19 protein-coding genes and 1 tRNA gene are annotated in these 22,956 nt (G+C 55.6%); 15 read left to right on the top strand and 5 right to left on the bottom strand.

From position 1 onward, the window contains the following. The first annotated feature begins 190 nt into the window (after nt 1-190). The 3 genes from ACR3ZL_RS19420 (at nt 191) to ACR3ZL_RS19410 (ending at nt 3,283) form a co-directional block, all read left to right on the top strand. Nucleotides 191-1,480 carry an L-rhamnose isomerase gene (locus tag ACR3ZL_RS19420; RefSeq protein ID WP_486172898.1) on the top strand — a complete coding sequence of 430 codons (1,290 nt, stop codon included), beginning with the start codon at nt 191-193 and terminating at the stop codon, nt 1,478-1,480. Nucleotides 1,481-1,616: 136 nt separating this feature from the next. Then, nucleotides 1,617-3,038: a purine-cytosine permease family protein gene (locus ACR3ZL_RS19415; RefSeq protein ID WP_473651441.1), complete on the top strand. Its 1,422-nt coding sequence runs from the start codon at nt 1,617-1,619 to the stop codon at nt 3,036-3,038. Nucleotides 3,039-3,085: 47 nt separating this feature from the next. Continuing rightward, nucleotides 3,086-3,283 (top strand): hypothetical protein, encoded by a 198-nt coding sequence (locus tag ACR3ZL_RS19410; RefSeq protein ID WP_473651442.1) that lies wholly within the window; start codon nt 3,086-3,088, stop codon nt 3,281-3,283. 70 nt (nt 3,284-3,353) lie between these two features. Here the strand turns inward: ACR3ZL_RS19410 and ACR3ZL_RS19405 are convergent, their stop codons facing one another. Further along, on the bottom strand, nt 3,354-4,730 hold the full coding sequence (locus ACR3ZL_RS19405; protein WP_473651443.1) for a sulfatase: 1,377 nt from the start codon (nt 4,728-4,730) through the stop codon (nt 3,354-3,356). A gap of 304 nt (nt 4,731-5,034) precedes the next feature. Between ACR3ZL_RS19405 and ACR3ZL_RS19400 the strand changes: the two genes are divergently transcribed. The 8 genes from ACR3ZL_RS19400 (at nt 5,035) to ACR3ZL_RS19365 (ending at nt 15,455) form a co-directional block, all read left to right on the top strand. Continuing rightward, nucleotides 5,035-5,289, top strand: a complete 255-nt coding sequence (locus ACR3ZL_RS19400) for a hypothetical protein (RefSeq protein ID WP_486172897.1) — start codon at nt 5,035-5,037, stop codon at nt 5,287-5,289. A 461-nt stretch (nt 5,290-5,750) separates the two neighbouring features. After that, entirely contained in the window at nt 5,751-6,494 is a 744-nt protein-coding gene (locus ACR3ZL_RS19395; RefSeq protein WP_473651445.1) for an FHA domain-containing protein, read from the top strand. A gap of 378 nt (nt 6,495-6,872) precedes the next feature. Continuing rightward, nucleotides 6,873-7,001, top strand: a complete 129-nt coding sequence (locus tag ACR3ZL_RS19390) for a hypothetical protein (protein WP_473651446.1) — start codon at nt 6,873-6,875, stop codon at nt 6,999-7,001. Nucleotides 7,002-7,071: 70 nt separating this feature from the next. Further along, nucleotides 7,072-8,184, top strand: coding sequence for an RNA polymerase sigma factor (locus tag ACR3ZL_RS19385; protein ID WP_473651447.1), 1,113 nt, complete (start codon nt 7,072-7,074; stop codon nt 8,182-8,184). A 32-nt stretch (nt 8,185-8,216) separates the two neighbouring features. Then, nucleotides 8,217-10,766 carry a carboxylesterase family protein gene (locus ACR3ZL_RS19380; RefSeq protein ID WP_486172896.1) on the top strand — a complete coding sequence of 850 codons (2,550 nt, stop codon included), beginning with the start codon at nt 8,217-8,219 and terminating at the stop codon, nt 10,764-10,766. Between the two features lie 223 nt (nt 10,767-10,989). Then, nucleotides 10,990-12,915 (top strand): alpha/beta hydrolase, encoded by a 1,926-nt coding sequence (locus tag ACR3ZL_RS19375; protein ID WP_473651449.1) that lies wholly within the window; start codon nt 10,990-10,992, stop codon nt 12,913-12,915. 346 nt (nt 12,916-13,261) lie between these two features. Then, the gene (locus ACR3ZL_RS19370; protein ID WP_473651450.1) at nt 13,262-14,593 is read left to right on the top strand and encodes a homoserine dehydrogenase; all 1,332 of its coding nucleotides are present in this window, start codon (nt 13,262-13,264) and stop codon (nt 14,591-14,593) included. Between the two features lie 127 nt (nt 14,594-14,720). Beyond that, nucleotides 14,721-15,455, top strand: a complete 735-nt coding sequence (locus ACR3ZL_RS19365; RefSeq protein WP_473651451.1) for a peroxiredoxin-like family protein — start codon at nt 14,721-14,723, stop codon at nt 15,453-15,455. A 92-nt stretch (nt 15,456-15,547) separates the two neighbouring features. Here ACR3ZL_RS19365 and ACR3ZL_RS19360 read toward each other — a convergent pair whose 3' ends face one another. Next, entirely contained in the window at nt 15,548-16,102 is a 555-nt protein-coding gene (locus tag ACR3ZL_RS19360; RefSeq protein WP_473651452.1) for a gamma carbonic anhydrase family protein, read from the bottom strand. 14 nt (nt 16,103-16,116) lie between these two features. Between ACR3ZL_RS19360 and yidD the strand changes: the two genes are divergently transcribed. From yidD to ACR3ZL_RS19345, 3 genes are all read left to right on the top strand, one after another. After that, the gene (gene yidD / locus ACR3ZL_RS19355; RefSeq protein WP_473651454.1) at nt 16,117-16,383 is read left to right on the top strand and encodes a membrane protein insertion efficiency factor YidD; all 267 of its coding nucleotides are present in this window, start codon (nt 16,117-16,119) and stop codon (nt 16,381-16,383) included. 208 nt (nt 16,384-16,591) lie between these two features. After that, nucleotides 16,592-17,239, top strand: a complete 648-nt coding sequence (locus ACR3ZL_RS19350) for a sigma factor (RefSeq protein ID WP_473651455.1) — start codon at nt 16,592-16,594, stop codon at nt 17,237-17,239. Then, a complete protein-coding gene (locus ACR3ZL_RS19345; protein ID WP_473651456.1) occupies nt 17,236-18,987 on the top strand; it encodes a hypothetical protein in 1,752 nt (583 codons plus the stop codon). Before ACR3ZL_RS19350 ends, ACR3ZL_RS19345 begins: the two co-directional genes overlap by 4 nt. Nucleotides 18,988-19,064: 77 nt before the next feature. Here ACR3ZL_RS19345 and ACR3ZL_RS19340 read toward each other — a convergent pair. The 3 genes from ACR3ZL_RS19340 to metK all read right to left on the bottom strand — a co-directional run bounded on the left by ACR3ZL_RS19340 (nt 19,065) and on the right by metK (nt 21,570). Next, nucleotides 19,065-19,138: transfer RNA gene (locus ACR3ZL_RS19340), tRNA-Arg, on the bottom strand. A 110-nt stretch (nt 19,139-19,248) separates the two neighbouring features. Beyond that, a complete protein-coding gene (locus ACR3ZL_RS19335; protein ID WP_473651457.1) occupies nt 19,249-20,199 on the bottom strand; it encodes a metallophosphoesterase family protein in 951 nt (316 codons plus the stop codon). 183 nt (nt 20,200-20,382) lie between these two features. Beyond that, nucleotides 20,383-21,570: a methionine adenosyltransferase gene (gene metK, locus ACR3ZL_RS19330; RefSeq protein ID WP_473651458.1), complete on the bottom strand. Its 1,188-nt coding sequence runs from the start codon at nt 21,568-21,570 to the stop codon at nt 20,383-20,385. 95 nt (nt 21,571-21,665) lie between these two features. Here metK and ACR3ZL_RS19325 point away from each other — a divergent pair, with 95 nt between their 5' ends. After that, nucleotides 21,666-22,913, top strand: coding sequence for a vWA domain-containing protein (locus ACR3ZL_RS19325; protein WP_486172895.1), 1,248 nt, complete (start codon nt 21,666-21,668; stop codon nt 22,911-22,913). Nucleotides 22,914-22,956: the final 43 nt, after the last annotated feature.

The raw sequence follows: 22,956 nt of genomic DNA, 5'->3' as shown, positions 1-22,956 counted from the left end.
GGGGCGATTTGGCAGCCTGGGAAGAGGAAATCGCAAGGCTGTGTGCGAAAACTTAGCGGTGGCACTATTGTGCTAGTTACTGACACGATCGTCAAGGTTTTGGTGGATGCGGAAGTCTAGACTTTGAACCAGTGGGCGACCTTAGGCGGTCGCTAAGTCAGTTCATGTTCCCTTGAAACGAACTCGTGTGATGACAAAACCGGCGAATGTTGAGAACGCTTTTCTGCTTGCGAAAGAACGCTACGAGGCCATGGGGGTCAACGTTGATGCTGCATTGCAGCGGATTCGCGACGTCGCCATATCGGTACATTGTTGGCAAGGTGACGATGTAATGGGATTCGAGGGGGACGAGGGGGCCCTCGGAAACGGGCTGGCCGTGACCGGGAATTACCCGGGACGAGCTCGCACGCCCGAAGAGTTGCGGAACGACCTGGAGCTTGCCTATTCGCTGATCCCGGGCAAGCATCGCTTGAATCTGCACGCGTTGTATGGGGAATTCAAAACGCCGGTGGATCGCGATCAAATCGAAGTCGAGCACTTCCAAGGTTGGATCGATTGGTCACGCGACCAGGACGTGAGTTTGGACTTCAATCCAAGCTATTTCTCGCATGCGAAAGCGTCGGACGGTTTTACGTTGGCGCATGCGGATTCCGGCATCCGTCAATTCTGGATCGATCACGGGATTGCGTCACGTAAGATTGCCGCTGCGATGGGAGCGGCACAAGGTAACCCGTGTGTGAACAACTTCTGGGTTCCCGATGGATACAAGGACGTGCCGGTTAACCGTACCGCGCCGCGTGAACGACTAGCCGCTTCGCTGGATGAGATTTTTGCGGAGGACCTGTCGCGGGAGCACACGCTTGATGCGGTTGAGTGCAAGTTGTTCGGGATTGGCAGTGAAAGTTATGTCGTCGGTTCGCACGAATTTTACATGGGCTACGCCATTTCGCGGAACAAGGTCTTGTGTTTGGACGCGGGGCACTTCCATCCCACTGAGGTGATCTCCGACAAGATCTCGTCGGCATTGATGTACGTTCCCGAGTTGCTGTTGCACGTCAGTCGTGGTGTGCGTTGGGACAGCGACCATGTGGTGACCTATAGCGATGAGCTGCAAGCGATTATGCAAGAAATTGTTCGTGGTCAGTATCTGGATCGTGTTCATATCGGACTGGACTTCTTCGACGCCAGTATCAATCGAGTCGCGGCCTGGGCGATCGGAACTCGCAATGCGTTGAAGGCGTTGTTGGCAGCATTGCTGGAGCCCACCGAACAATTGCAACAACTCGAACGTGACGGTGACTACACAGCTCGATTGGCGTTGACCGAAGAGCTGAAGACGATGCCGTTGGGATCTGTTTGGGACTACTACTGCCAATCGGTTGACGTTCCCGTCGGCGCCCAGTGGCTCGAACAGGTTCGTGATTACGAGCAACGTGTGCAGATGCACCGGACCGATTCGGTGCAAGTTGCCTCTTCCTAGGCAATGAAAGTGTTGCCGGAATGCGTTCGGTTTGTCGTCGGCATCTACGATTGTGGATACGGGGCCGGGACCGAGTTAAAACACAAAATCGATTTCAATTTTTCAGTAAGTAGCCCTTCTAAATAAAAGTGCATTGATGAGCGACGAGAATTCAGGCGGAGAATTTGAGCGTGAACCTGTACCGGATTCAGCGTTGCTGGGTGCCGGTAAGTTTTGGGGAATGTACGCGGGTGAACATGCCGCCGGCACCGAGTTTATGATCGGGCCATTGTTCCTAGCCGCTGGGGCCAGTTTGTCGGATCTGTTGTTAGGTTTGTTGCTCGGCAACTTGCTTGCCGTGGTGACGTGGCGATTCTTAGTCGTGCCGATCGCGATGGCCAAACGACTGACGCTGTATTACCAACTGGAACGGATTGCGGGCGGATCCTTGGTCAAGTTTTACAACTTGGTCAACGGTTTGTTGTTCTGTTTCTTAGCTGGGGCGATGGTGACGGTTTCCGCTTCGGCGGTAGGTGTGCCGTTTGATATCGCGTTCGATGTGCCTAGCAACATGTTTGGCTTGAGCAATCCCTCGTTTACGGCGTTAGTCGCAATCGTTGGATTTGTGATCGCGGTGATCGCCGCGGGTGGCTATGAACGTGTCGCACGTTTTGCCAATATCGCGGCACCCTGGATGATCGGCGTGTTTGCGGCGTGCGGTATCGTGTCCCTTGCACAGATGGATGTGACGAACTGGGCCGCACTGACCGAAGGCAAGTTTTGGAGTGACGGGATCGCTTTTGTTCAAGAGAAGAACGGTCCTCAGTCGTTCGGGTTCTGGCAGATTGTTGTGTTTGCGTGGTTGTGCAATGGAGCGATGCACTTTGGTATGGCTGACCTGACCATCTTCCGATTTGCACGCAGCAAAGCATCCGGTTGGGCACCGTCGATCGGCATGTTTTTGGGCCACTACATGGCGTGGATCTCGGCCGCATTGTTGTTGGCCGCTTTGATCAAAATCCAGCCTGAACTTGCTTTGGGTGCCGATGGCCGAGTGGTCGCCAACCCTGGGATTTTCGCGTTTCAGTCGATGGGTTGGACTGGGATCATTTGTGTTGTGATTGCGGGCTGGACGACGGCCAATCCGACGATCTATCGAGCCGGGCTGGCTTTCCAAGGGATCATGCCAAACAGCTCGAGGACGGCGATGACATTGGTGGCCGGCGTTGTTGCCACCGTCGCAGGTGCCTTTCCAAACTTGTCAGCCAAACTGCTCGACTTTGTTGGGACCTATGGGACGGTACTCGGGCCGATGGGCGCGGTGATCTTCGTCGATTTCTATCTGATGAAGAGGTTTGGATTGCGTGACGAGTACGCACTGCATAGCCGATCGAAGATCAACGTGGCTGTGATGGTGGCGTGGTTGTTGCCGGTAGCGGTCGGGTTGTATTTGATTTTCTGGCAAGGTGTTTTTGCGGCCTATGCGGTGATTCCATGTTGGGTCGCATGCGGTGTTCTTTATCTTGTGCTCAGCAAGTTAATGCAGCGTGATTTGGCTTCGGATCCTTCCGCGGTTTGAGATTGACGCGTCGTCGGTTAGCCCTCTTACTTTTGCGAATCAGTTCTATGAATAACCTTTGTAAACTTGTGTCTTTAGTCACACTGGCCCTTGTCGTGGTTCCGTGTGTGATGTTTTTCTTCGGCATGATCAGTTTGGACGCCGTGAAGTTGGCCGCGTTAGTCGGGACGATCGGCTGGTATGCTGCCACGCCGGTTTGGATGAGCCGCAAGCTTTCGGTCGATGCCGCGGAAGTCGAAATTTAGTTGTGATGCCGCTTTGGTATGCTCGACGAATCAGCCGAGCAGGCTTAGGGCGATTCAGTGTTGGTGATTGTCACTGAACGCCAGAGTACTCTTCGACACCCATTTCGATTTCCCACGCTTTCAATTTCGCTGTCATCTTCTGGACGCGTTCAGGGTGTTGTGCGGCGATGTCGTGTTCTTCGAACCGATCTTGGACCACGTTGTAGAGAGACCGTTTTCCGCTGCGATAACCCAGCAATTTCCAGTCGCCTTCTCGGACTGATGTGTAGAGGTCCTCGTAAGCTCGGTAGCCGAAAATTGGCTTTCCACGTTGGAGTGTGCTGTTGTTTCGGATGGTCGAAAGCAGCGACATGCCATCGAGGTCTTGGTATTGAGCAGGATCACCACCGGCCATTTCAACCAGAGTTGGGAATAGATCGGTGGTTTGGATGATGCTGTCATTGGTGGTGCCCGGCTGGGTGACACCCGGCCATTTCACGATGAAGGGAACTCTCGCACCTCCTTCGCATAGCGTGTCGACGCGTTTGCCGCCTCGGTACGGTGCCCACTCAAACACGCTGCCTTGATCCGACGTCAGCAAGATCACGGTGTCCTGATCAAGTCCGTTTGCTTTTAAGGCTGCCTGGACGCGGCCGACCGATTCGTCGACGGCCATGACTTGTGCGCCATATTGGGCACGTCTGCTTTCTTCGAAACCAGGTTTGTTTTCGAAGAGTGGCACCAAATCTTTACGACCAATGTTGGGCGTGTGGACGTTGTAGTACCAAAACGACAGCATGAACGGTTGTTGCGAATCATAGGAGTCGATGAAATCGATCACGTCATCGGTCAAACGATCGGTGAGGTACTTGTCTTTTTCATCTTCCAGCACGTCTTCGTTTTTGAAGTAGTCGGGGTAATAGCTGGATGGTGAACCCTGGTCGGTGGTACCGATTTGTCGATCGAAACCTTGGTGGATTGGGTGAACTTCACTGGGCCCGAGGTGCCACTTTCCCGCAAAGAGGTTGTAGTAGCCAAGATCCTTGAGTACTTCGGCGTAGGAGACTTCTTCCAGGCCAAGTTGGTTTCGGCTGGGGAATTGCGCCGGATCGGTTTCGAGAAGGTGGTGAGTTGGTCGCCCCTGCGGATCGAGAACGTTCGTGACGTTTTTGGTGTTATGCGGAATGTGTCGAACCATCTTCAGCCGAGCTGGGTGTTTTCCCGTAAGCAGGGTTGCACGACTGGGGCTGCACGTCGGGCTGGCGACGTACGCTTGTTGAAAATCCATTCCTTCGCGTGAAAGTTGGTCGATATTGGGTGTCTCGAATAGGCTCGGATTTCGGAATCCGAGATTGTTCCAACCTAGGTCATCAACAAAAAACAGCACGATGTTAGGTGGGCTTGCCGCTTGCACGGCGCCACCAAAACAAGCACCGGAGAGAACCAACAACAGAATGAGCAATTTCATCAGGAGCGCTTTCGAAACTTATCTCGCGGCAAAATATGGGGGTAGGGCCGGTGGTCAGTCTAGCGATTGGTCACGGATTTGTTGAGCTAAGCCGTGCTTCGCTTCGTTTGGCGCATGTCTGTAGCGTGGCGGTTGCCTGTTGGGATGCTGGATGGGAATTTGCCAGGCCGCGTGTTGGGTGTTTGACACCTCGGGCATCGGTTCTGGAACGAAATTCGGTCTGGACACCTTGGTTCTCGCTTTCCTAGAACCGGAAAAGGCGTACTCGTATTCCAACGCAACTTCCGCAATACAGAATTTACACATGAACTTCAATTTCTTTGATTGGCTTCGCGACGGCGTCCGGCAATCTGTGCTCTTGGGCGTCAGTGACGCCGTGGAGCAAATTGGCGCTCCCGACACCAGTTCCGAAGTGAACCCGGAAATCGCGGCACTTTTGAGTGACGCACCGGCTCCGAGAGGTGGCGGAACCGCTACCAAGCGAAAGCGAGTGACCCGCAAAGGTGCTCCGCAAAAACGACTTGGCAAGTCCTTGCAAGAGCTGAACCCCCCTGCGTAAGGGGTTGCTCATTTGCGATCGTGAGATATGTGGGTGGATGGACGCATTGATTGGGATGTGTCTGTACACTTTAATGTCCAGGCAACCCTCTTTCGGCAGGTGCTCGCTGGCTCAGCAGGAGGGTTTGTGCGAATTAGCCTCACCGAACTATCTCTCAACGGCGTGATCAACTACGCTAAGAGCCTGAATGTCGGTGGCTTAGGTACTTGAGTGAGTATGCTGAAGCTGCGACAATCCCGAACTGAAGTGTCGTCAATCTAGTTGCACTGTTGCTTGTGCTGGTCCGTTTCGAGTCCAGCACTTTCGCTTCGACAGCAAACTGGAATGATGAACGACTCAGGTAGGAAAGACTCCGGCCTAGTGGAAGCGTAAAGCTTCTGCCGAACCCAACGAGTTATCAAAAGTGCGATCGCTGTAACCGTGGTCACGTTTTGGTACCTCTAGTTCCGTGAAGGTTCCAAATGCAAATCAAACTCCGTGTCCAATCCGGTAGCCATGCTGGTAAGGAGATCGAGGTCAGTCAGGATAAATTCTTGATCGGACGTAGCGACTCTTGTCAGTTACGACCGAAGAGTGAGTCCGTGAGCCGCAAGCATTGCATCCTGGCAATTAAGGATGGACGTCTGCTCATACAAGATCTGAAGAGCCGCAACGGAACCTTCGTTAACGAGAAACGACTTCCGCCGGACAAAGCGAAGATCCTAAAAGACAGCGACGTGATTCGGGTTGGCAAGCTCAGCTTTGTGCTTGTGATCGAACACGGACTACACGCGGCGAAGAAGCCTGAAGTCAAAAGCGTTGCTGACGCAGCGGCGAGAACGGTTGGCTCCAGTTCAGGCGACAGTAAGTTTGAAGAGGTTGACGTTAGCTCGTGGTTGGACGAAGCCGACGCAATCGACCGCGTTCGCAAAATGAACGATCCGGAAACCCGTCAGCTCTCTCTGAAGGAGCAACAGGCGGTCGAGGATGGGCAAGAAAGCAGTGATCTTTCGGTAAGCGGGGCGGTTGTTGCTCCCAATGCCGATGACAAATCAAGCAGTTCCGATGGAAGTAAAAGCGGCGACGGCGACCTTTCGAAGACCCGGACGATTCCATCGAAAAAACAGAAGCCGGGCAAGTTGCCTGAAGGGTTGAAGAAGCAGATGTCGGACACGTCACGCGATGCGGCCGATGACGCGCTGAAACGCTTTTTCAGCGGACGCTAAATTCTTCGGTCGTTGTCCCAAGATGCGACCGAAAATCGCGAATAGAACAACCGTGTTCGGTTGCGAATCCCGAAGCAACGAGTGAAGAATAATTGTCGGACTGAAATTGTGGCATAGGCTTCCAGCCTGTGTTCCGAGCAATCACAGGCTGGAAGCCTATGCCACTTATTTTCCGCTCAGTCCTAAGTTGACGCCCTGGTGTATTGCTGCTTGTTCGCTCCGAGCGGATCGCTAGTCAAGTTAAGAGCACGCCGGAAATGAACGAATTCGGGGCAGCGTGCGAATATCAAATGGTTCACCTTGCATGATAATCCGGGGTGTCCGATACACTTAGTCGGGTGCCTTATTCGTGTTTTGGGGCTGTTTCGGTGTGCTAGAATGCTGGAAGCCGGTTCCATCGTCATTGACGCGTGTTGTCAGGTCACGCTCGATCGCGAATATTCGCCCAGTCACGACAACACAATCAGTCCGCTTGGCGGAACCGGCATCGACAGCTCCATTGTTTGAATGAACGTGGGCTGACGGTTTCCACTTATCTAAGTCAGTGCCACGCTTCCTCATTATCAAGGACGACCCGATGAATGCTTCGACCGAATCCATCGCGACGTTCACATCCATAGCGTCGTTGGGTGAGTTCGCTGGGACATCCGATCGAGGTCCAGCTGTTGCAGAGCTTTTTCAGAGGCACCGCGGAATGGTCTTTCGCGTTTGCTTGCGATTGTTGCGGAATCACCATGACGCTGAAGACGTGACTCAGGAAACGTTTCGGCGAGCGACTTCGTCACTGCACCGCTGGGATTCCAACCGGCCGATTGAACCGTGGTTGGTCTCGATCGCGGGTAACCGTTGTCGGACGCTATTGTCGAAGCGGAACCGCGAGACGTGTGTGGATTCGCTTGACGAAGCCGGTCCGTTGTCGCTGGCCGATCAAGAGCCGGGGGTCGCAGCACGTTGCAGCATGAAGGAGCAGGTTGAGTTGGCACTTGAGACGCTGCCGGATAACTATCGTCACGCTTTCGAATTGGTGCACCGCCACGACCTGACTTATACCGAAGCGGCGGAAGAGTTGGGCCGTTCCGAGGGAACCATTAAGACTTGGGTGCACCGCGCCCGTATGTCGATGCAGGATTCTTTGGAGCGTCGCGATGCGGTCGCTGCCGAACGAGCGTCCACCGCTGGCGTCGGCGATGAAGCGGTCCGCGATACCGTTGTCTCGGGTGAGCGAGTGGTCGCGGCGGCACAGCGTTCGTCTCGCTGGCCGTCGGTAGCCCGGCGGATGGCGGCAACTTCGGTTGCGTCGATTTTGAGTTTGGCTTGTTGGCTGACGACATCACCCACATCGACATCACCTAGCGAATCCTTGTCCGATGCTTCGGCGCAGTTGCAGGTTCAGTCGCTGCAAGCGTTTTCGCGACAAGAGTGGAGTGTTGCGCAGATCGAGCAATTGCCGATCGGTACTTGGATGGGGCACACCGTGGGTGTTGTCGATCAACTTCAAGAAGGTGTCGCACCGCTGGGGCGAACTTTCCGTAACGTTGCTTTGCTGTTTACCTGCACCTCGGACACCGACGATGCAACGCTTCCCGGACCAAGTTCAAATGAGTTGTTGATTCCGTTCGATGAGGTTCCCTCGACGATGCCTGGGGTCCTCGACGGTTTGGCAAGTTCAGAAGTTCAGTCTCTTTCATAACTCACAGGCCCCTCATGATTGGCAGGTCAACCATGGCGGCCCGAGTACTGATTAGCTTGCTCGCGATCTTTGTATGTGTGCAAACACAAGCGGAAAAATTGATACCGCTACGCAACGGTTTGACCTTGCGGGGAATCTATCTCGAAATTGCCACGCTGAACGAAAATGCGTTTTCGCTAGGGGCGGATGGCGGTGTCCAAAACCGGCCGATCTGGATGGTGGATGATGGGTTGCGTCGGACTTATATCCATCGTCGCGGCATGGTTAACAACGAGCCGGTCGAAGTTCCGGATCTGGGATTGCGAATTGAACTAGCTCAGCCGGTTCCTGATGGCGGCGATGAAGTCGGGGCGATTGGACAGATCCTCGGTGTGACGCCATTGAACGCTTACGGCCGGCGACAAATGACGGTACGTGGCGTCGATGGGTCGCCGACCGTTGTTCATCAGGGGCTGACGGAGTTGACCGCTCGGTATGCCCGACTGGAAGGTTTGAAGGCTGATCGTTCGATTCGGCTGGACATGCGACTGGCGACGCAGTCGATCGATACGCCATCCTTGTTGCGGATCTTCCGAAAACGCTTGGACCAAAACAATCCAGACGAGCGACTCGAAACCGTTCGCTTTTTTATTGAGGCTGAACGGTACGGTGACGCCCGTCGCGAGCTTGAGTCCATCTTGGATCAGTTCCCGGAACAGGCCCAGTTGCGGACCCAACTGACCGCTTTGGTGGAACGCCAGGCTATCCAGCTAATCGAGCAGGCGAAGCTGCGTCGCGAGTCGGGTCAGCCTAATTTGGCGGAAACGATTCTGAGGCAGTTCCCGTTGGGTCGCGTCGGCCGAGTGACTCGATTGCGGGTGGAGGACGAAATTGGTGAGATCGATCGCGTTCGCCAACAACGAGACGAAGCGATTTCACAGTTGAAGGATCTGGTGCAACAACTGCCACCTGACCAGCAAGGGATGGTCACGCCCATTGTTCAGGAGATCGCGGCAAATTTGTCGGCGAATACGCTATCGCGGTTAAGTGACTTCATTCGAGCAGGGACGAATGCGAACATTCCCGCTCACCAGCGTATTGCGTTGGCGATTGCTGGCTGGATTCAAGGCAACGGGTCCGGCGAAACCAACCTGAAGCTGGCCTTGTCGGTGATTCAGGTGCGGCATCTGGTGCAGCAATACTTGGCGCACCCTGATGCGACAGCCCGTCAGCAAATCATGGAGCGTCTGAAGCCGCTTGAAGCTGCTCGGGCTGAGACAATTGCACAACTATTACCGTTAATCCCTCCGCCGTTGGCAAGCCAGGTCGCGATCGATATTCACACCTCGATCAATCCGGCCCCAGTGGACGCGGAGGCGCCGACGCGACCGATGTTGAATGGGCATCCGATGCCAATCGACGTGGTCGCTGACGAAGAGGTGCAAGACATGTTCCACGTCGGGTTGAACACGGATGACTATGCCGCTGCACAAGCTGCAGATCCACGCGAGCTATTACCGCCGTCGTACGTTGTCCAGCTTCCGCCGGAGTACGATCCTTTGCGGTCTTATCCTTGCGTGGTCGCGTTGCACGCCGCTGGCGCACCGGCGGAAACTCAGTTGAATTGGTGGGCTGGTGTCGCGACCAACCGTTTCTTGCAAGCGGAGGCGACTGTTGATGATGCTCAGTCGGCCGATAATGTTGAGGCGGCTGAAGCCAATCAACCGCGGCCCAGAGCGGCGCGTCTGGGGCAAGCGGCACGTCACGGATTTATCGTCGTGGCACCTCGATGGACACGCGGGGGGCAGCGTTCGTATGAGTACACACCTCGCGAGCATGATGCGGTTTTGCGGAGCTTGCGTAGCGCCATGCGGCGGTTTTCGATTGACGCCGATCGTGTGTTTATCGCCGGGCACGGGGCGGGCGGATCGGCCGCTTGGGACATTTCGCTTTCACATCCAGATATGTGGGCGGGCATGATCGCGATTGGAGCGGAGCCCGATAAGACCCTGTTGCACTATGACGCCAACGCGGTCCACATGCCGGTGTACATCGTGATGGGCGAAAAGGATGGTCGACCACTGAAACGCAATGGCGCCGTTTACGACGACTACATGACCTACAAACATGATGCGATGTTTGTCTTGTATCGTGGGCGCGGGAAGGAGTTCTTTTACGAAGAGAGCGACCGGATCTTTGAGTGGATGTCCACGCCACTCCATAAACGGGCGAAGATTCCCGACGAGCTTGACTTGATCACCATGCGTGAGAACGATCGATTCTTTTGGTGGCTGGAATGGGATCAATCGTTGCCGGAAACCTATATGGATCCCATTCTGTGGTCTAAGAAGGTCAAGCGGGCCACGGTTTCGGCGGTCATCGGTGCTAATAACGAAGTGCGGATATCCCAGGCACCGGCTAACGCGTTCACGATTTGGTTAACGCCCGAGATGCCCGTGGATTTTGGTGAACCGATCGCGATCCGGTACCGCAGCCGACGTTCGGATTTTCGGTTCGACGGCGAGTTCGAGACGATGTTGGAAGATGTCCGGCGACGAGCGGATCGTCGTCGCCCGTTTTGGGGAAAAGTCTCGATTCCGTAGTCGTTTAGCGGGTTTTTCGGTTGGTGGCTGCCGCTAGGCCCGGGGTTGGGCTAGCGTTAGACCCGCGATAGGGCTGCTGTTGATCGTGGTATCGCCATCGACTTCGGGTGGTGCTATCCCGTACAAGCGAATGTGTCGCTGATTAGACGACAGCCGTGAGGCGGTCATCGGCGGACTGAAACGTTGGTGATCCTAGAGTCATGAAGACACGCAGGAGTTGAAAATGGATTTTCGCTACACCCTGGCCGTACGATTTGTTGGGCCAATCTCGCTCGTGTTGGTCGGTGTTCTAGGAGTTGGCTGTTCAGGAAAACCTGAATCATCAATGGCCGAGAACGCGTCGGCATCGCGAGAGCGTGAGGTGATCGTCGATGAAATTCGGCTTCCCGAGTCGATTCAGTATGATTCACCGGATTACGGCGTTAGAGATTACGGAACCGCCCAGGCAGTCGAGGCTGAGCTAGACGTCGCATACGGTCAAGCTTCTGGTGCGGGGGCCTCCGGTCCTAGTTCCACTGGCCCGAGTTCCGCCGGGACGCACTCCACCGAATTCCGGTACGCTGAACCCGAGTACGCTGAATCGCTGCAACATGGCAGCGACGATCGTTTTGGACAGCTTCAGGCTCAGGCGATGCGGGCCCCGAGTGCTCGTCCGAAGGGATCCTCGGCAGCCTCATCCGGTTTGACCCACCGCTCCCCAGCGTCCACTATCGAGCCTAATCGATTGCCAGCCAGTCCGTCTGCTTCAGTAGGAGGCGCATCCGCCGGGATGATCGTTCCAGACGAACGGACACCGGTCCGGGCACCCGCCGCGATAAACATGCCCGCTGGAATGGATCCGGCTGATGTCGACCCAGCGAGTACGGCAATGTCGACGGCCACTTCGGAAACTGGGCCTGATGCACTGGCACTGGACGACGAGTCGGAAACCGATGAGTCCGCTTTTCAAACCGTAAACGTTTTCTACGCCACTGATCGCGAACAAGCGGCTCTCAGTTTGGCCGACTTTCATCTGACTGGTCAGCGGCAGTGGATTAGTGCACTAGGGTTCGGTGGCGGACTGGCAGCATTCTTCTTGCTAATCGCCTGTGTGTTGCGGCACCGAGCTGCCATGGTGCTGACCGGTGGTTTAACGGTTGCGATGTCGATTGCGGCCATTGCGACATTTGTATCGGGCAACGCTGGCATCGAAAAAACGGGCGTGGCTTATTCCGCTGCTCGAGGCGACTTGGTGCGGGGCGTTTGCGAAGTCACCATTCCCAATAAGCACACTCGCGGGACCGTCGAGCGGCCCAGTTTGCTTAAGTTTGAAGTCAACGAGGATCAAGCCAAACACATCGTTTTGACAAGTGTCGAGCCATTGCCGAGCGATCGATTTCATCGGCAGTTGAAGTCAGAGCTATCTGCATCGAAACAACCGGACTTGTTGGTTTTCATTCATGGTTACAACGTTGACTTTGAATCCGCGGTCCACCGCACCGCACAAATCGCAGTTGACCTGCCGTTCCAGGGCGTTCCCATTTGCTATAGCTGGCCTAGCCAGGGCACGCTGTTGGGTTACCCGATCGACGAAAACAATGTTGCCTGGACTGTCGGGCACTTAAAAGAGTTCTTAGATGAATTGGTTCAGCAGAGTGGTGCGAAGTCGATCCATGTAGTCGCTCATAGCATGGGCAACCGGGCGATGACGTCGGCGCTGCAGCAGCTAGCATTGACGCACCGCGAGGAAGCTCCGTTGTTCGATCGTGTGGTCTTAGCGGCGCCGGATGTCGATGCGGATTTGTTCCGAAAGGATCTCGCTCCCGCCCTGACCCAAGTCGCCAAGCACGTGACTTTGTATGCCTCGTCGAGTGATCAAGCTTTGATCGCATCGAAGCAGGTCCACGGTTATCCTCGCGCCGGTGAGACTGGGGACCATTTGGTCGTTGTGAAGGGTGTCGACACGATTGACGTTTCAGGAATCGATCTTAGTTTGCTTGGACACAGCTACTACGGTGACAGTGAGCCGATGCTTCGGGATCTGTTCGACGTGCTGCTGTCGCGGTTGCCCGCGAGCCAGCGAGACACGCTGATTTCACGAGATTTTCAATCTCAAATCTATTGGCAGCTCGCCAATCAGGCAAGAATCGCGACCGGCGTGGCCCGTTAGGCTTTCTGTCAATTCGCATTGCCTTATGCCGGTGCCGACTTTGCCTTTCCGCCTTCTAAGGCGACCGAATTAACGGAAGGTTCGTTCTCGACTTGGCTGAGTCGGCATCCATGATCTAGCCGCGATAGGGACTGGCTTGATCGGTATTGGATTTGGGCGGGGCGCCCGCGTCAGTCAAAAGTGTGACGTTTCGGCTGGGGCCTTGGTGCCCGTTGGCGTATCGCCTCGATCAAGATTGGTCGGTTCTAGCCGGGTGCCCGAAATCCTTCTGTCGGGCTACCATTTCAGCTTGGCTTACTGACCGTATTTTTGAATTTTTCGCATTCCGAGAACCCCAATTTTCAACATGGCTGCTACTTCTTCCGACCGAACCAACGTCGCGATCATTGGCATGGGAACCGTCGGTGCCGGTGTGGCTCAACTATTGATCGACCATGGTGACCGTACCGCCCGCCATGCTGGCAAGACGATCTGGTTGTCCAAAGCGGTTGTGCGAGATTTGAAAAAGCCTCGTGGGATCGATCTGCCGGACGGGGTTCTGACGGATTCGATTGACGAGGTCTTGAATGACCCGTCGATTGACGTCGTGATACAGCTAATGGGCGGACTGAGTCCAGCTCGCGAAATCATGCTGCGAGCGATGGAAGCTGGCAAGGACATTGTTACCGCCAATAAAGCTTTGTTGGCTGAGCATGGCGGCGAGCTGTTCACGCGGGCCCGTGAGCTAGGACGCAGTATCGCGTTTGAGGCCGCGGTCGCGGGGGGCATTCCGATTATTGCCAATGTGAGCCAGTGCCTATCGGCTAACCAGATTTTGTCGCTGGAAGGGATTTTGAACGGGACGAGCAATTTCATCGTTTCCCAAATGGACGAAAAGGGTGTCGGTTACGAGGAAACCGTCAAGGTCGCTCAGGACCTGGGGTACGCCGAGGCGGATCCCGCGATGGATGTCGATGGCACCGATGCCGCCCAGAAGCTAGCTATCCTTTCACACTTGGCGTTTGGTGCGACGGTGGATTGGCGAGACATTCCACGATCAGGCATCGATGGTCTGGATCCCGATGATTTGAGTTATGCGGGACAGCTCGGCTACCGGATCAAATTGCTCGCGACGGCTCGATTGGTCGATGGCGAGTTGGAGTTGTCCGTCGGCCCCACCTTGGTTCGCAAGGGCACGCCGATGGCCGAGGTTCGAGACGCGTTCAATGCCATTCGCGTGGTAGGCGATGCCGTGGGGCCTGTTTTCTATCATGGACTGGGTGCCGGTCAGATGCCGACGGCATCGGCAGTTGTTGCCGATGTGATCGATACGGCTGTGGGGCGAACGCCGATCACTTTCCAGACGCTGGAATATTTTTCGAAGGATCGTCCCGCCCGTACCGTCCAGCGCGACGCCTCGAAACTACGGGGCCGATACTACTTGCGGCTTCGTGTAGCCAACCATCCTGGTACCCTAGCGGCGATTACCGGGGCCCTGGCGAAACACTCGATTTCGATTTCGTCGGTAATTCAGCATGAAGATTCCGAAGTCGACAGCAGCCAGCTTGACGGGTTGACGGTGCCATTGGTCATCATGACTCATGAGGCAACTGAGGGTGCCGCGAGTGGAGCCGTTACTGCGATCGAGAGTCTCGACGTTGTCGATGGCAACGTGGTGCGTATGCCCGTTCGCGGCTAGTCGGCCGTCTTCGTCATCTTGATGACAAGGTCAGCGGGAAAACCTTTCAGGGGTCTCAATTTCACCCATTGAAAACCATGATGCGATGCCTCCATTGCATCCACTCTTCCCTTTGAAAGATCTTGTTATGCGTTTGAAACTGTCTCTTGGCATGTTGTTGGCTGGTCTCGCCTGCGTCGGGCAATCCGTCCGTGCGGATGACCATGCGGTGCCTCAAGGAGCTTCTATGAAAGCCCAGCTTGAGGCGCTCGCAGCAGGAGCTAGCAAGCGAATTCCAGCGGACAAGTTGGTCAAGTACAAAGCTGCGATTGAAGTCGTCAAAGCAACCGGCATTGAATCTTCGGCGAAACAGGTCGGCGATCAAGCTGCGGATGGTTTGTTGCCAACATGGAAGGGCGACACGATCCGGTTGAGCGACGCGTGGCAGGAAGGTCCGATCGTGTTGATGTGGTATCGCGGCGGTTGGTGCCCGTACTGCAACATCCAGTTGCGGGCGATGCAAAAGCAACTTGATAACCTGGATCAAGCCGGGGCAAGGTTGATTGTTGTTTCACCGGAGTTGCCAGCCAAGGCGAAGGAAACAGCCGAGGCGAATGATTTGGCGATTGTGGCCGCTCATGACAAGGACAACCAACTCGCGCGGAAGTACGGGATTGTCTTCGAACTGCCTGATTCGATCGCCGACGGTTATGCTCCTCGTTTGCTTGAATACAACGGCAATACCGCGTCGGAGTTGCCACTTTCGGCGACCTACGTGATCAACACCAATGGCGAGATTACTTACGCTTTCTTGGATGCTGACTACAAGCATCGCGCCGAGCCAAGTGAGATCGTCGCAGCGGTCAAAGCGGCCTCGAAGTAGAAGCGGTCTCTTATTGGGTGCAGTTTCGAAGCAAGTGCTCACTGCATCCCGTCAAAGTTCACGCACGCACGCGTGGCGTGTCTGGGCCAAACTCAGCCAGCTTGAAACTGGCGTTTGTACTCCTGTCCTAGCTTGACGTAGTGGGCGGAGTTTTCTTCACAGCGTTTTGCGAGCGCCTCGCTGACCGGCTTGATCGGTTTCGCGGGGCTGCCCACCGCTAGCATGCCCGCCGGGATTTCGGTGTTTTCGGTTACCAGAGCACCGGCACCGATAATCGCACCACGTCCAATCTTGGCTCCGTTCAGGATGATGGCTCCGATTCCGATCAGGGCTCCGTCTTCCACCGTTGCTCCGTGGACGACCGCGCTGTGGCCGATGGTGACGCCCTCGCCAATGATGCACGGTTTGCCTGGGTCGCAGTGCAGCACACACTTGTCTTGGACGTTGGATCGTGCGCCGATTTCGATCCGCTCGGTATCACCACGCATCACCGCACCGAACCAAACGCTAACACCTTCGCCCATGACCACCTCGCCCAGGACCGTCGCGCACGGAGCGATGAAGGCACTGTCGTTAATCAGGGTATGATCGGTTTTCGTGGTGACGACCGAGAGGCGGCGGACGGGTTCAGTTTCGGGTTGATTCATGGGACGATAGCGGGATGGAAGAAGAGCAATGTGAAAATGAGCCTCCGCGACGCCGGGGATGGCTGTCCGCATCGGTAGGCTGGGTTCTAATCGGATTCATTCGATCGTACCAGGTATTGATTAGTCCGATGCTGGGGCCAAATTGTCGCTTCTCGCCAACATGCAGCGCATACGCGATTGGTGCGATCCGTAAGCACGGCGTCCTACGAGGCGGCTGGGCGGCGGTGCGGCGGATCAGCCGCTGTCATCCCTGGAACCCCGGCGGATACGATCCGCCCTAGTTTTTTGGGGTGCTGCAATCTACCTATGCATCGGCGACTCGCCTCTAGAATGGATGCCTCCTAGCGATGCGAGGGTCCTGGGGCAGTTTCAGCGCGATGGCTGCGGCTGAACACCTGTTTGTGCTTGTTTGCGTCCGGCTTCCAAAAGTTGGGACAATTCGGTGGTAAAAAAGCAGATAGGTGGAATAGCTACTTAGAGGCCCCATGCATGACAGACTCTAACAACCTGAAGCCGAACTTAGCTGATGCCGGTGCGTCACGACCCGCTGCTGCGCAGCCAGCAAAAACGGGTGCTGGAGCAGCTGGTGCGAAGTGTCGCGAAGCCAGGTACCGTCAATTTGTGGAGCATTTGTCTCGAAACGAGCTGATGATTCGGCGGTTCGTCCGTTCGCAACTTCCTAGCGGTGATGGCGTGGATGATGTCGTGCAGGACACGGCGCTGGAGTGCTGGAACAAGTACGAGCAATTTGAAGATGGGGATCAGGAAAAGGATTCCGTTGACTTCATTCGCTGGGCGTGTGTGATCGCGAGGTTCAAGGCGATGTCGTGGCGTAGAGATCGGGCTCGAGACCGGCTTTCTTTTGATGAAAAAGTGCTGGGGATGATCGCTGATACCGCTGTCGCCAATTGCGACCAATGGGAAACACAGCGGCAGGCGCTTTCGTATTGCCTGCAGCAGATGGAAAAGGATTCAGAACGATTGATTTTAAGCGTGCATGTATCAGGTGATTCGATCGCCAAGATTGCGAAGGAGAAAGGGTTGAAAGCGAGAAAACTCTACAGCAGGTTGAATGGGCTTCGCAGTTTGCTAATGGATTGCATCACTCAGAAAACAGCAGTCGAGGCACTTCAGTGAAGCGTGAAATTCGGTCGCTCATCTTTCGAGCAATTGACCAAAATATTTCCCCCGAGGACTTCGATCGGCTGCAGCAGATATTGCTGTCTGACGAGGAAGCACGACTTGAGTACATCAAGGCGATCAACTTGTCGGAATCGTTGAGCGAACGATCGACTGGTGCTTCGGATCTCGGCCTTCACGACGCCGGGAACCATGCGGATGTCTTAGCCGGCTTACTAGGGCCGAGTCACGACGCAGTGCCAGAAGCGTCTGCTGTGCAGCCTTCTCGTGTCACCCGTGCTCGAAGGAAACTGATCCAGCAAGGAAAACTGATCCATCAGGCGAAGGTACCGTATTGGTTGGTGGCGGTCGCCGCAGGGATCCTGGTGCTGGTTTCGCTTCAGGCCCTGCGTAACCCGAGGTGGTTCTCAACCGGAAGTTCTCCGCTTGTCACTTTGGATCACACGGTTCATCACTTGCCCGACGTGACCCAGGCGGTTTCGACACAATTGTATGTCGCCAAGGTGGTGAGTCTGTCGGACGATGTCGTTTGGAGTGACAATAGCGCTGCTCCAGATTTCTTATTGCGAACACGTTGTGACGATCGGTTGAGGATTGCTTCCGGTTTGGTTCGCTTGCGGTACTTCACCGGTGCGGAGTTTCTGTTGGAAGGTCCTTGCACCTTTGCGACGACCGGCGAGCGGTCAGGACGCTTGGAATACGGAAGTTTGACAGGGAAGATTGATGACAGCGATTTTTTGCTGACGACGCCTTCCGCGCAAGTATTGGATTTGGGAACTGAATTTGGAGTCGCCGTCGACGACGAGGCTGGAACGGACGTCCATATCTTTGATGGTCAGGTTCAGGTGGATTCGTCTGAACCAACCAACTGGCTTGCACTATCCGATGGAATGTCGGCCCGCGTGGAAATGGGCGGAGTTGTGGCTCCAAGTCATCCGACCAACGGTGATCAGTTCATTCGTCATTTCCCGGATCGGGTTAACAAGTCGTTGAACGAGATCAGTTTGGTGGATTTGGTGAGCGCTTCATCGGCTGGCCAGTTTGGTTTGGCGGGTGTGATCGCACCGGATACCGGTTCGGCTGACCGGGGACCGTGGTTGCGTGTGGATGGTCCTGGTAACCGTTTGCATCAGGGGTTTCAGTTGACGTCGTGGCATCCGTATGTCGATGGCGTGTTTATCCCGCCCGCGATGGCGGAACCGGTTCAGTATTGCTCTAAGGGGGGCAAGATCGAACTGCCGGCGTGTACAGGGCGAACCTGGGGGCCGATTTGGTCGCGACGTAAGGTGGAGGGCAACTCAACGTTGGTTGCTCGCGATGACTATTGGGGAACGCTGACGCTCAAACGGGTCAGCGACCGGTTGCAGCAATGTGAGACCGGTTTGATTGGTTTGCATTCCAACGCAGGGATCACCTTTGATTTGGATGCGATTCGGGAATCCGTCGGGGACCCAGCCCAGTTCATTTGCACGGTGTGCAATCTGGATAATTCGAAGGAAACACAGGACAATCAGAAGTGGCTGAACTCAAAGAAGTTTAGCGCCGATGTGCAGGTCTTTGTGGACGGCCAGCGGAAAGCGAGTCGGCTTGATCTGACTCGCGCGGATGGCAACGTGAAGCTGCAGGCCTCGTTATCAGCAACCGATCGGTTTCTAACAATCGTTACGACAGATCACGATGGTTTCGACGGATTCGATCATGTCGTACTAGCGGATCCGGTGCTGAAATTCGCACCTCCACAATAGCCACCGCGATCTGTGCGGAAGTCGCCTCGGTGAGGTCGTCAATTGCTTGTGTTATTTCAGCATTGTCGGACCGCTAGCACCCTCGACAGGATTCGAACCTGTGACCTGCTCGTTAGGAATGAGCTGCTCTATCCAGCTGAGCTACGAGGGCGGATGAGGCGATGCGTGTTTTAGCAAATCACTGGTGGTTTGTCATTGAGGTAATTGAGCCCCAATGAAAGCAGCCGTGGGACGCCAGTGAGGTTATTCACCGAGCGATATTTAGGCGGAGCCGGAATCGGTCGCATCTGTGCCCCGGGGATCTGCCGCGTGAGGATCCATCGTCCGCGGAACCGAAAATCCAGCCGAATCAACCGTGATTAGGGATTCAATATCCAGTGTCCCGTATCGCGAATAACCGGTGTGAACAATCAGGTTTGGCTGTAATTCGGCATCGCCGTCGTGATGGGTGTGGCCGCACAATACCGTATGCATGCGGTGTGGGTTGGCCGTTGCTGCTTGCATCAGCACATCGCCTGTGGCCCCGCAAACGAAGAACGGTGCCCAGTCGTCGTTAGTTGTGTGCCCTTCGTACCAGCAGGCTTCGCGGAAAGGCGGTACATGGGTGGCGATCAAAACGTGTTCGATCGATCGGGGCAATCCGTCTAGCTTCTGGCGAAGGCGATCGGCGGATTGCTGGCCTTCCCGCTGTAGCATCCCTTGCCACAAACTGGGGTCGGTCGTGCGGAAATCTTCGATCAAGGCGAAGTCGTTGAGCCGGACGATGGAACCAGCGTAGTTGCCACGTGTTGCGTCACCCCATCCGTCGTCGCCCAAGAGCACGCAGTTCTTGGCGACCGATATCGGCCCCGTGTCGGTCAGGTAATGCAGGTGTTCGTTGTTGCGACATAGCTCGATCATCCGCCGGCGAGTTTCGCCAATGGATTTTCCATAGAAGTCATGGTTTCCCAAGACAAAATAGATGGGCCGAGCGAACGTTTCAGCGAGACAGCGTAGCTGATAGGAAACGTCGTCTCCTTCGGAAAGGTCGCCCGTCATGATCAAAGCCGTGGGATCATGGCCGAGTAATTCATCCGCCCAGTTTCGCCATGTATCTAGTTTGGCGTGATCGAAGTGTGGATCCGTGATCCATGCCAACTTTGCGGGATCGTTTTGGGCATGCTCGCCCGCAGTCGGCGATAGGATTCGGTGAACGTCCTGTCGTCGAACCAAGCTTGAATCCATTGATAGTGGGACGATACCCAGGCGGCGTTTGTGAATGGATTTTAAACTTGGAGACGCGGTTGGCGTCAGCAATATCCAAAATTCCGAACGTGTTTAACGCACGCCAGACCATGAATCGTGATGATCCATGGTCTGGTGGTTGAGTGCGAAAGCGGGTTGTTCAGGACTGCGTTAGGCAGTCGCAACCAAGCCAGCGGCTTCGGCCAGGGCGTTGGCCTTGTCGGTCTTTTCCCAAGTGAACGTGTCACCGTCGCGACCGAAGTGGCCGCCAGCGGTTGTGGCAACGAACACTGGACGACGCAGTTGCAAGTGGTTGATGATGCCACTGGGTGTCAGTGGGAAGTGTTCGCGGACCAACGCACAAAGCTTGGCGTCTTCGATCTTGCCAGTTCCCTCGGTGTCAACGTGAACGCTGACAGGCTCGGTGACGCCGATGGCGTAGGCAAGTTGAACTTCGCAGCGCTCGGCAAGTCCCGATGCAACGATGTTCTTAGCAACGTAGCGGGCCATGTAAGCAGCACTGCGGTCGACCTTGGTCGAATCCTTGCCACTGAAAGCTCCGCCGCCGTGACGGCCCCAGCCACCGTAGGTGTCGACGATGATCTTACGACCGGTCAAACCACAATCACCGTGAGGGCCACCGATTTCGAACTTGCCGGTTGGGTTGATGTGATACTTGATGTCGCCCTTGTCCAGTTCGGCTGGGATGGAAGGCTTGATGACATGCTCGATCACGAATTCGCGAATCGCTTCGTTGGTGACACCAGGAGCGTGTTGAGCGCTGACGACGACGGTATCGATACGGACTGGCTTGTTGCCTTCGTACTCAACGGTGACTTGGCTCTTGTTGTCTGGACGCAGCCAATCGACTTCTTTGTTGAAGCGGGCTTCGGTGATTCGGTTGATGATTCGGTGCGACAATGCGATCGGCAACGGCATCAATTCGGGAGTGTCGCCGCATGCGTAGCCGAACATCAGGCCTTGGTCACCAGCGCCGATGTCCTTGCCAGCACCTTCGTCAGAGTTCACGCCTTGGGCGATGTCGGGGCTTTGAGCGTCCAGACGAACTTGAACTTCGCAGTTGTGACCGTCGATGCCGGTGTCGGCGTCGGTGTAGCCAACCGAAACGATGGTGTCGCGAACGATCTTTTCGTAATCGACGTCGGCCTTCGTGCTGATTTCACCCGCAACCACAGCAAGGTTGGTGTTGACGAGCGTTTCACATGCGACGCGGCTGTTAGGATCTTGAGCAAGCAAGGCGTCAAGAATGCTGTCCGAAATACGGTCAGCCAGCTTATCGGGGTGGCCCATGCTGACCGATTCGCTGGTGAAAAGAAAACGACCTGACTGATTGCTCACTACTGGATCTCCGCAGATTAGGCTGGACGTGTTTGGGTTGGGTCTCAGCCGCTATGATTGAAATGCAGGCAGTACCATAATCCCCTAGGGCGTTTATGAAAAGCGATTCAAACCGGGAACGCGGCCGATCCAATCGCGCCGACTCGAAAACGGCTTCCGCTGAACCGGTCTCTCATGCGCCAACGGCTGCACCGTTTCCGGAAGAAAAGTCGCACGGGATTGCCGCAATCGCTTCGTTTTTGGCTCATTTGACGTGTTTAATGGCGCTCGCGTGGTGGTTCAGTGGTGCAGGAAAGGGGACGACCCCCGAGCCGGAGGTTCGCAGCGTCGGGTTAGCAGTCGTTCACCGGATGCCGGATCGCACGCGCTACATGACTGAGCCGACGGAATCGGAAACCACATCCGATTCGGCCCAACAATCTCCTACCGCTCAGCAGTCCGCAGCCGCTCCGCAGCACGCCGATGCAGCCGAAAACCCCCAGGATTCATCTAGCCAGGAGTCATCTAGCCAAGCTTCGGAGCCCCAGTCTGACTCGGTCAGCAAAGCGGTTCCGGTTCCGCCAATCGATCTGGATGAGGCCTTAGCGCTGGATGAGGCCTTAGCGGCACTGAGCGAAAGTGGGTTGGGGCCAGCATCCGATGACCCACTCGGATCGGGCCAAGGAGCTGCGGGGCAAGCTGGTCTACCCGATAGTCTCGTTGCCGGACGGGTGCGGTTTGCAGACGGTCAATCTGCGGAGTCTCTCGATATCGGCGAGCTCGTCCCTGGTCGCACTCGCCCTGGGTTGGGGGCGGGGCGTACCACAACGCAGGTTTTTGGTGTTTCCGGAACCGGCAGCACGTTTGTCTATGTGTTTGATCGCAGTGAAAGCATGAGCGCTGCCGGCGGAGCTCCGTTGCGAGCGTTAAAGTCCGAGCTAATTCGCAGCCTGAGCACGCTGACCGAACTTCAGCAGTTCCAGATCATTTTCTACAACGATCGTGCGGACGTGTTTAAGGCGCACGGTGATCGGATCGGTTTGGTCACCGGAGAAGATGCCACGATCGCGCGAGCGAGTCAGTTCGTACGGGGCATGTCTGCGATCGGCGGCACCGAACATGAACCCGCTTTGCGGATGGCTCTTCGATTAGCGCCGGATGTGATCTTCTTTTTGACCGACGCCAAGATTCAAACGATGTCGGACGCCCAACTCGACGAAATCAGTCGCCGGGCCGAATCAGCCGGCACGACCATCCACGGTATCCAGTTCGGCACCGGGGCGCAGCCACGCTCTTCGTTTGTGAAGCGTTTGGCCGAACGAAATCAAGGTGGCTATCGTTATTTCGACGTGACCGACCTTTAGTTGTGCTGTCAGATCACCTAGCTAACTCGCTGCCGATGTCTGG

This window comes from Rhodopirellula sp. J20-39 (assembly GCF_057365095.1).
The sequence above is the reverse complement of the archived record's forward strand: the minus strand, read 5'-3'. Positions and strand labels throughout refer to the sequence as shown.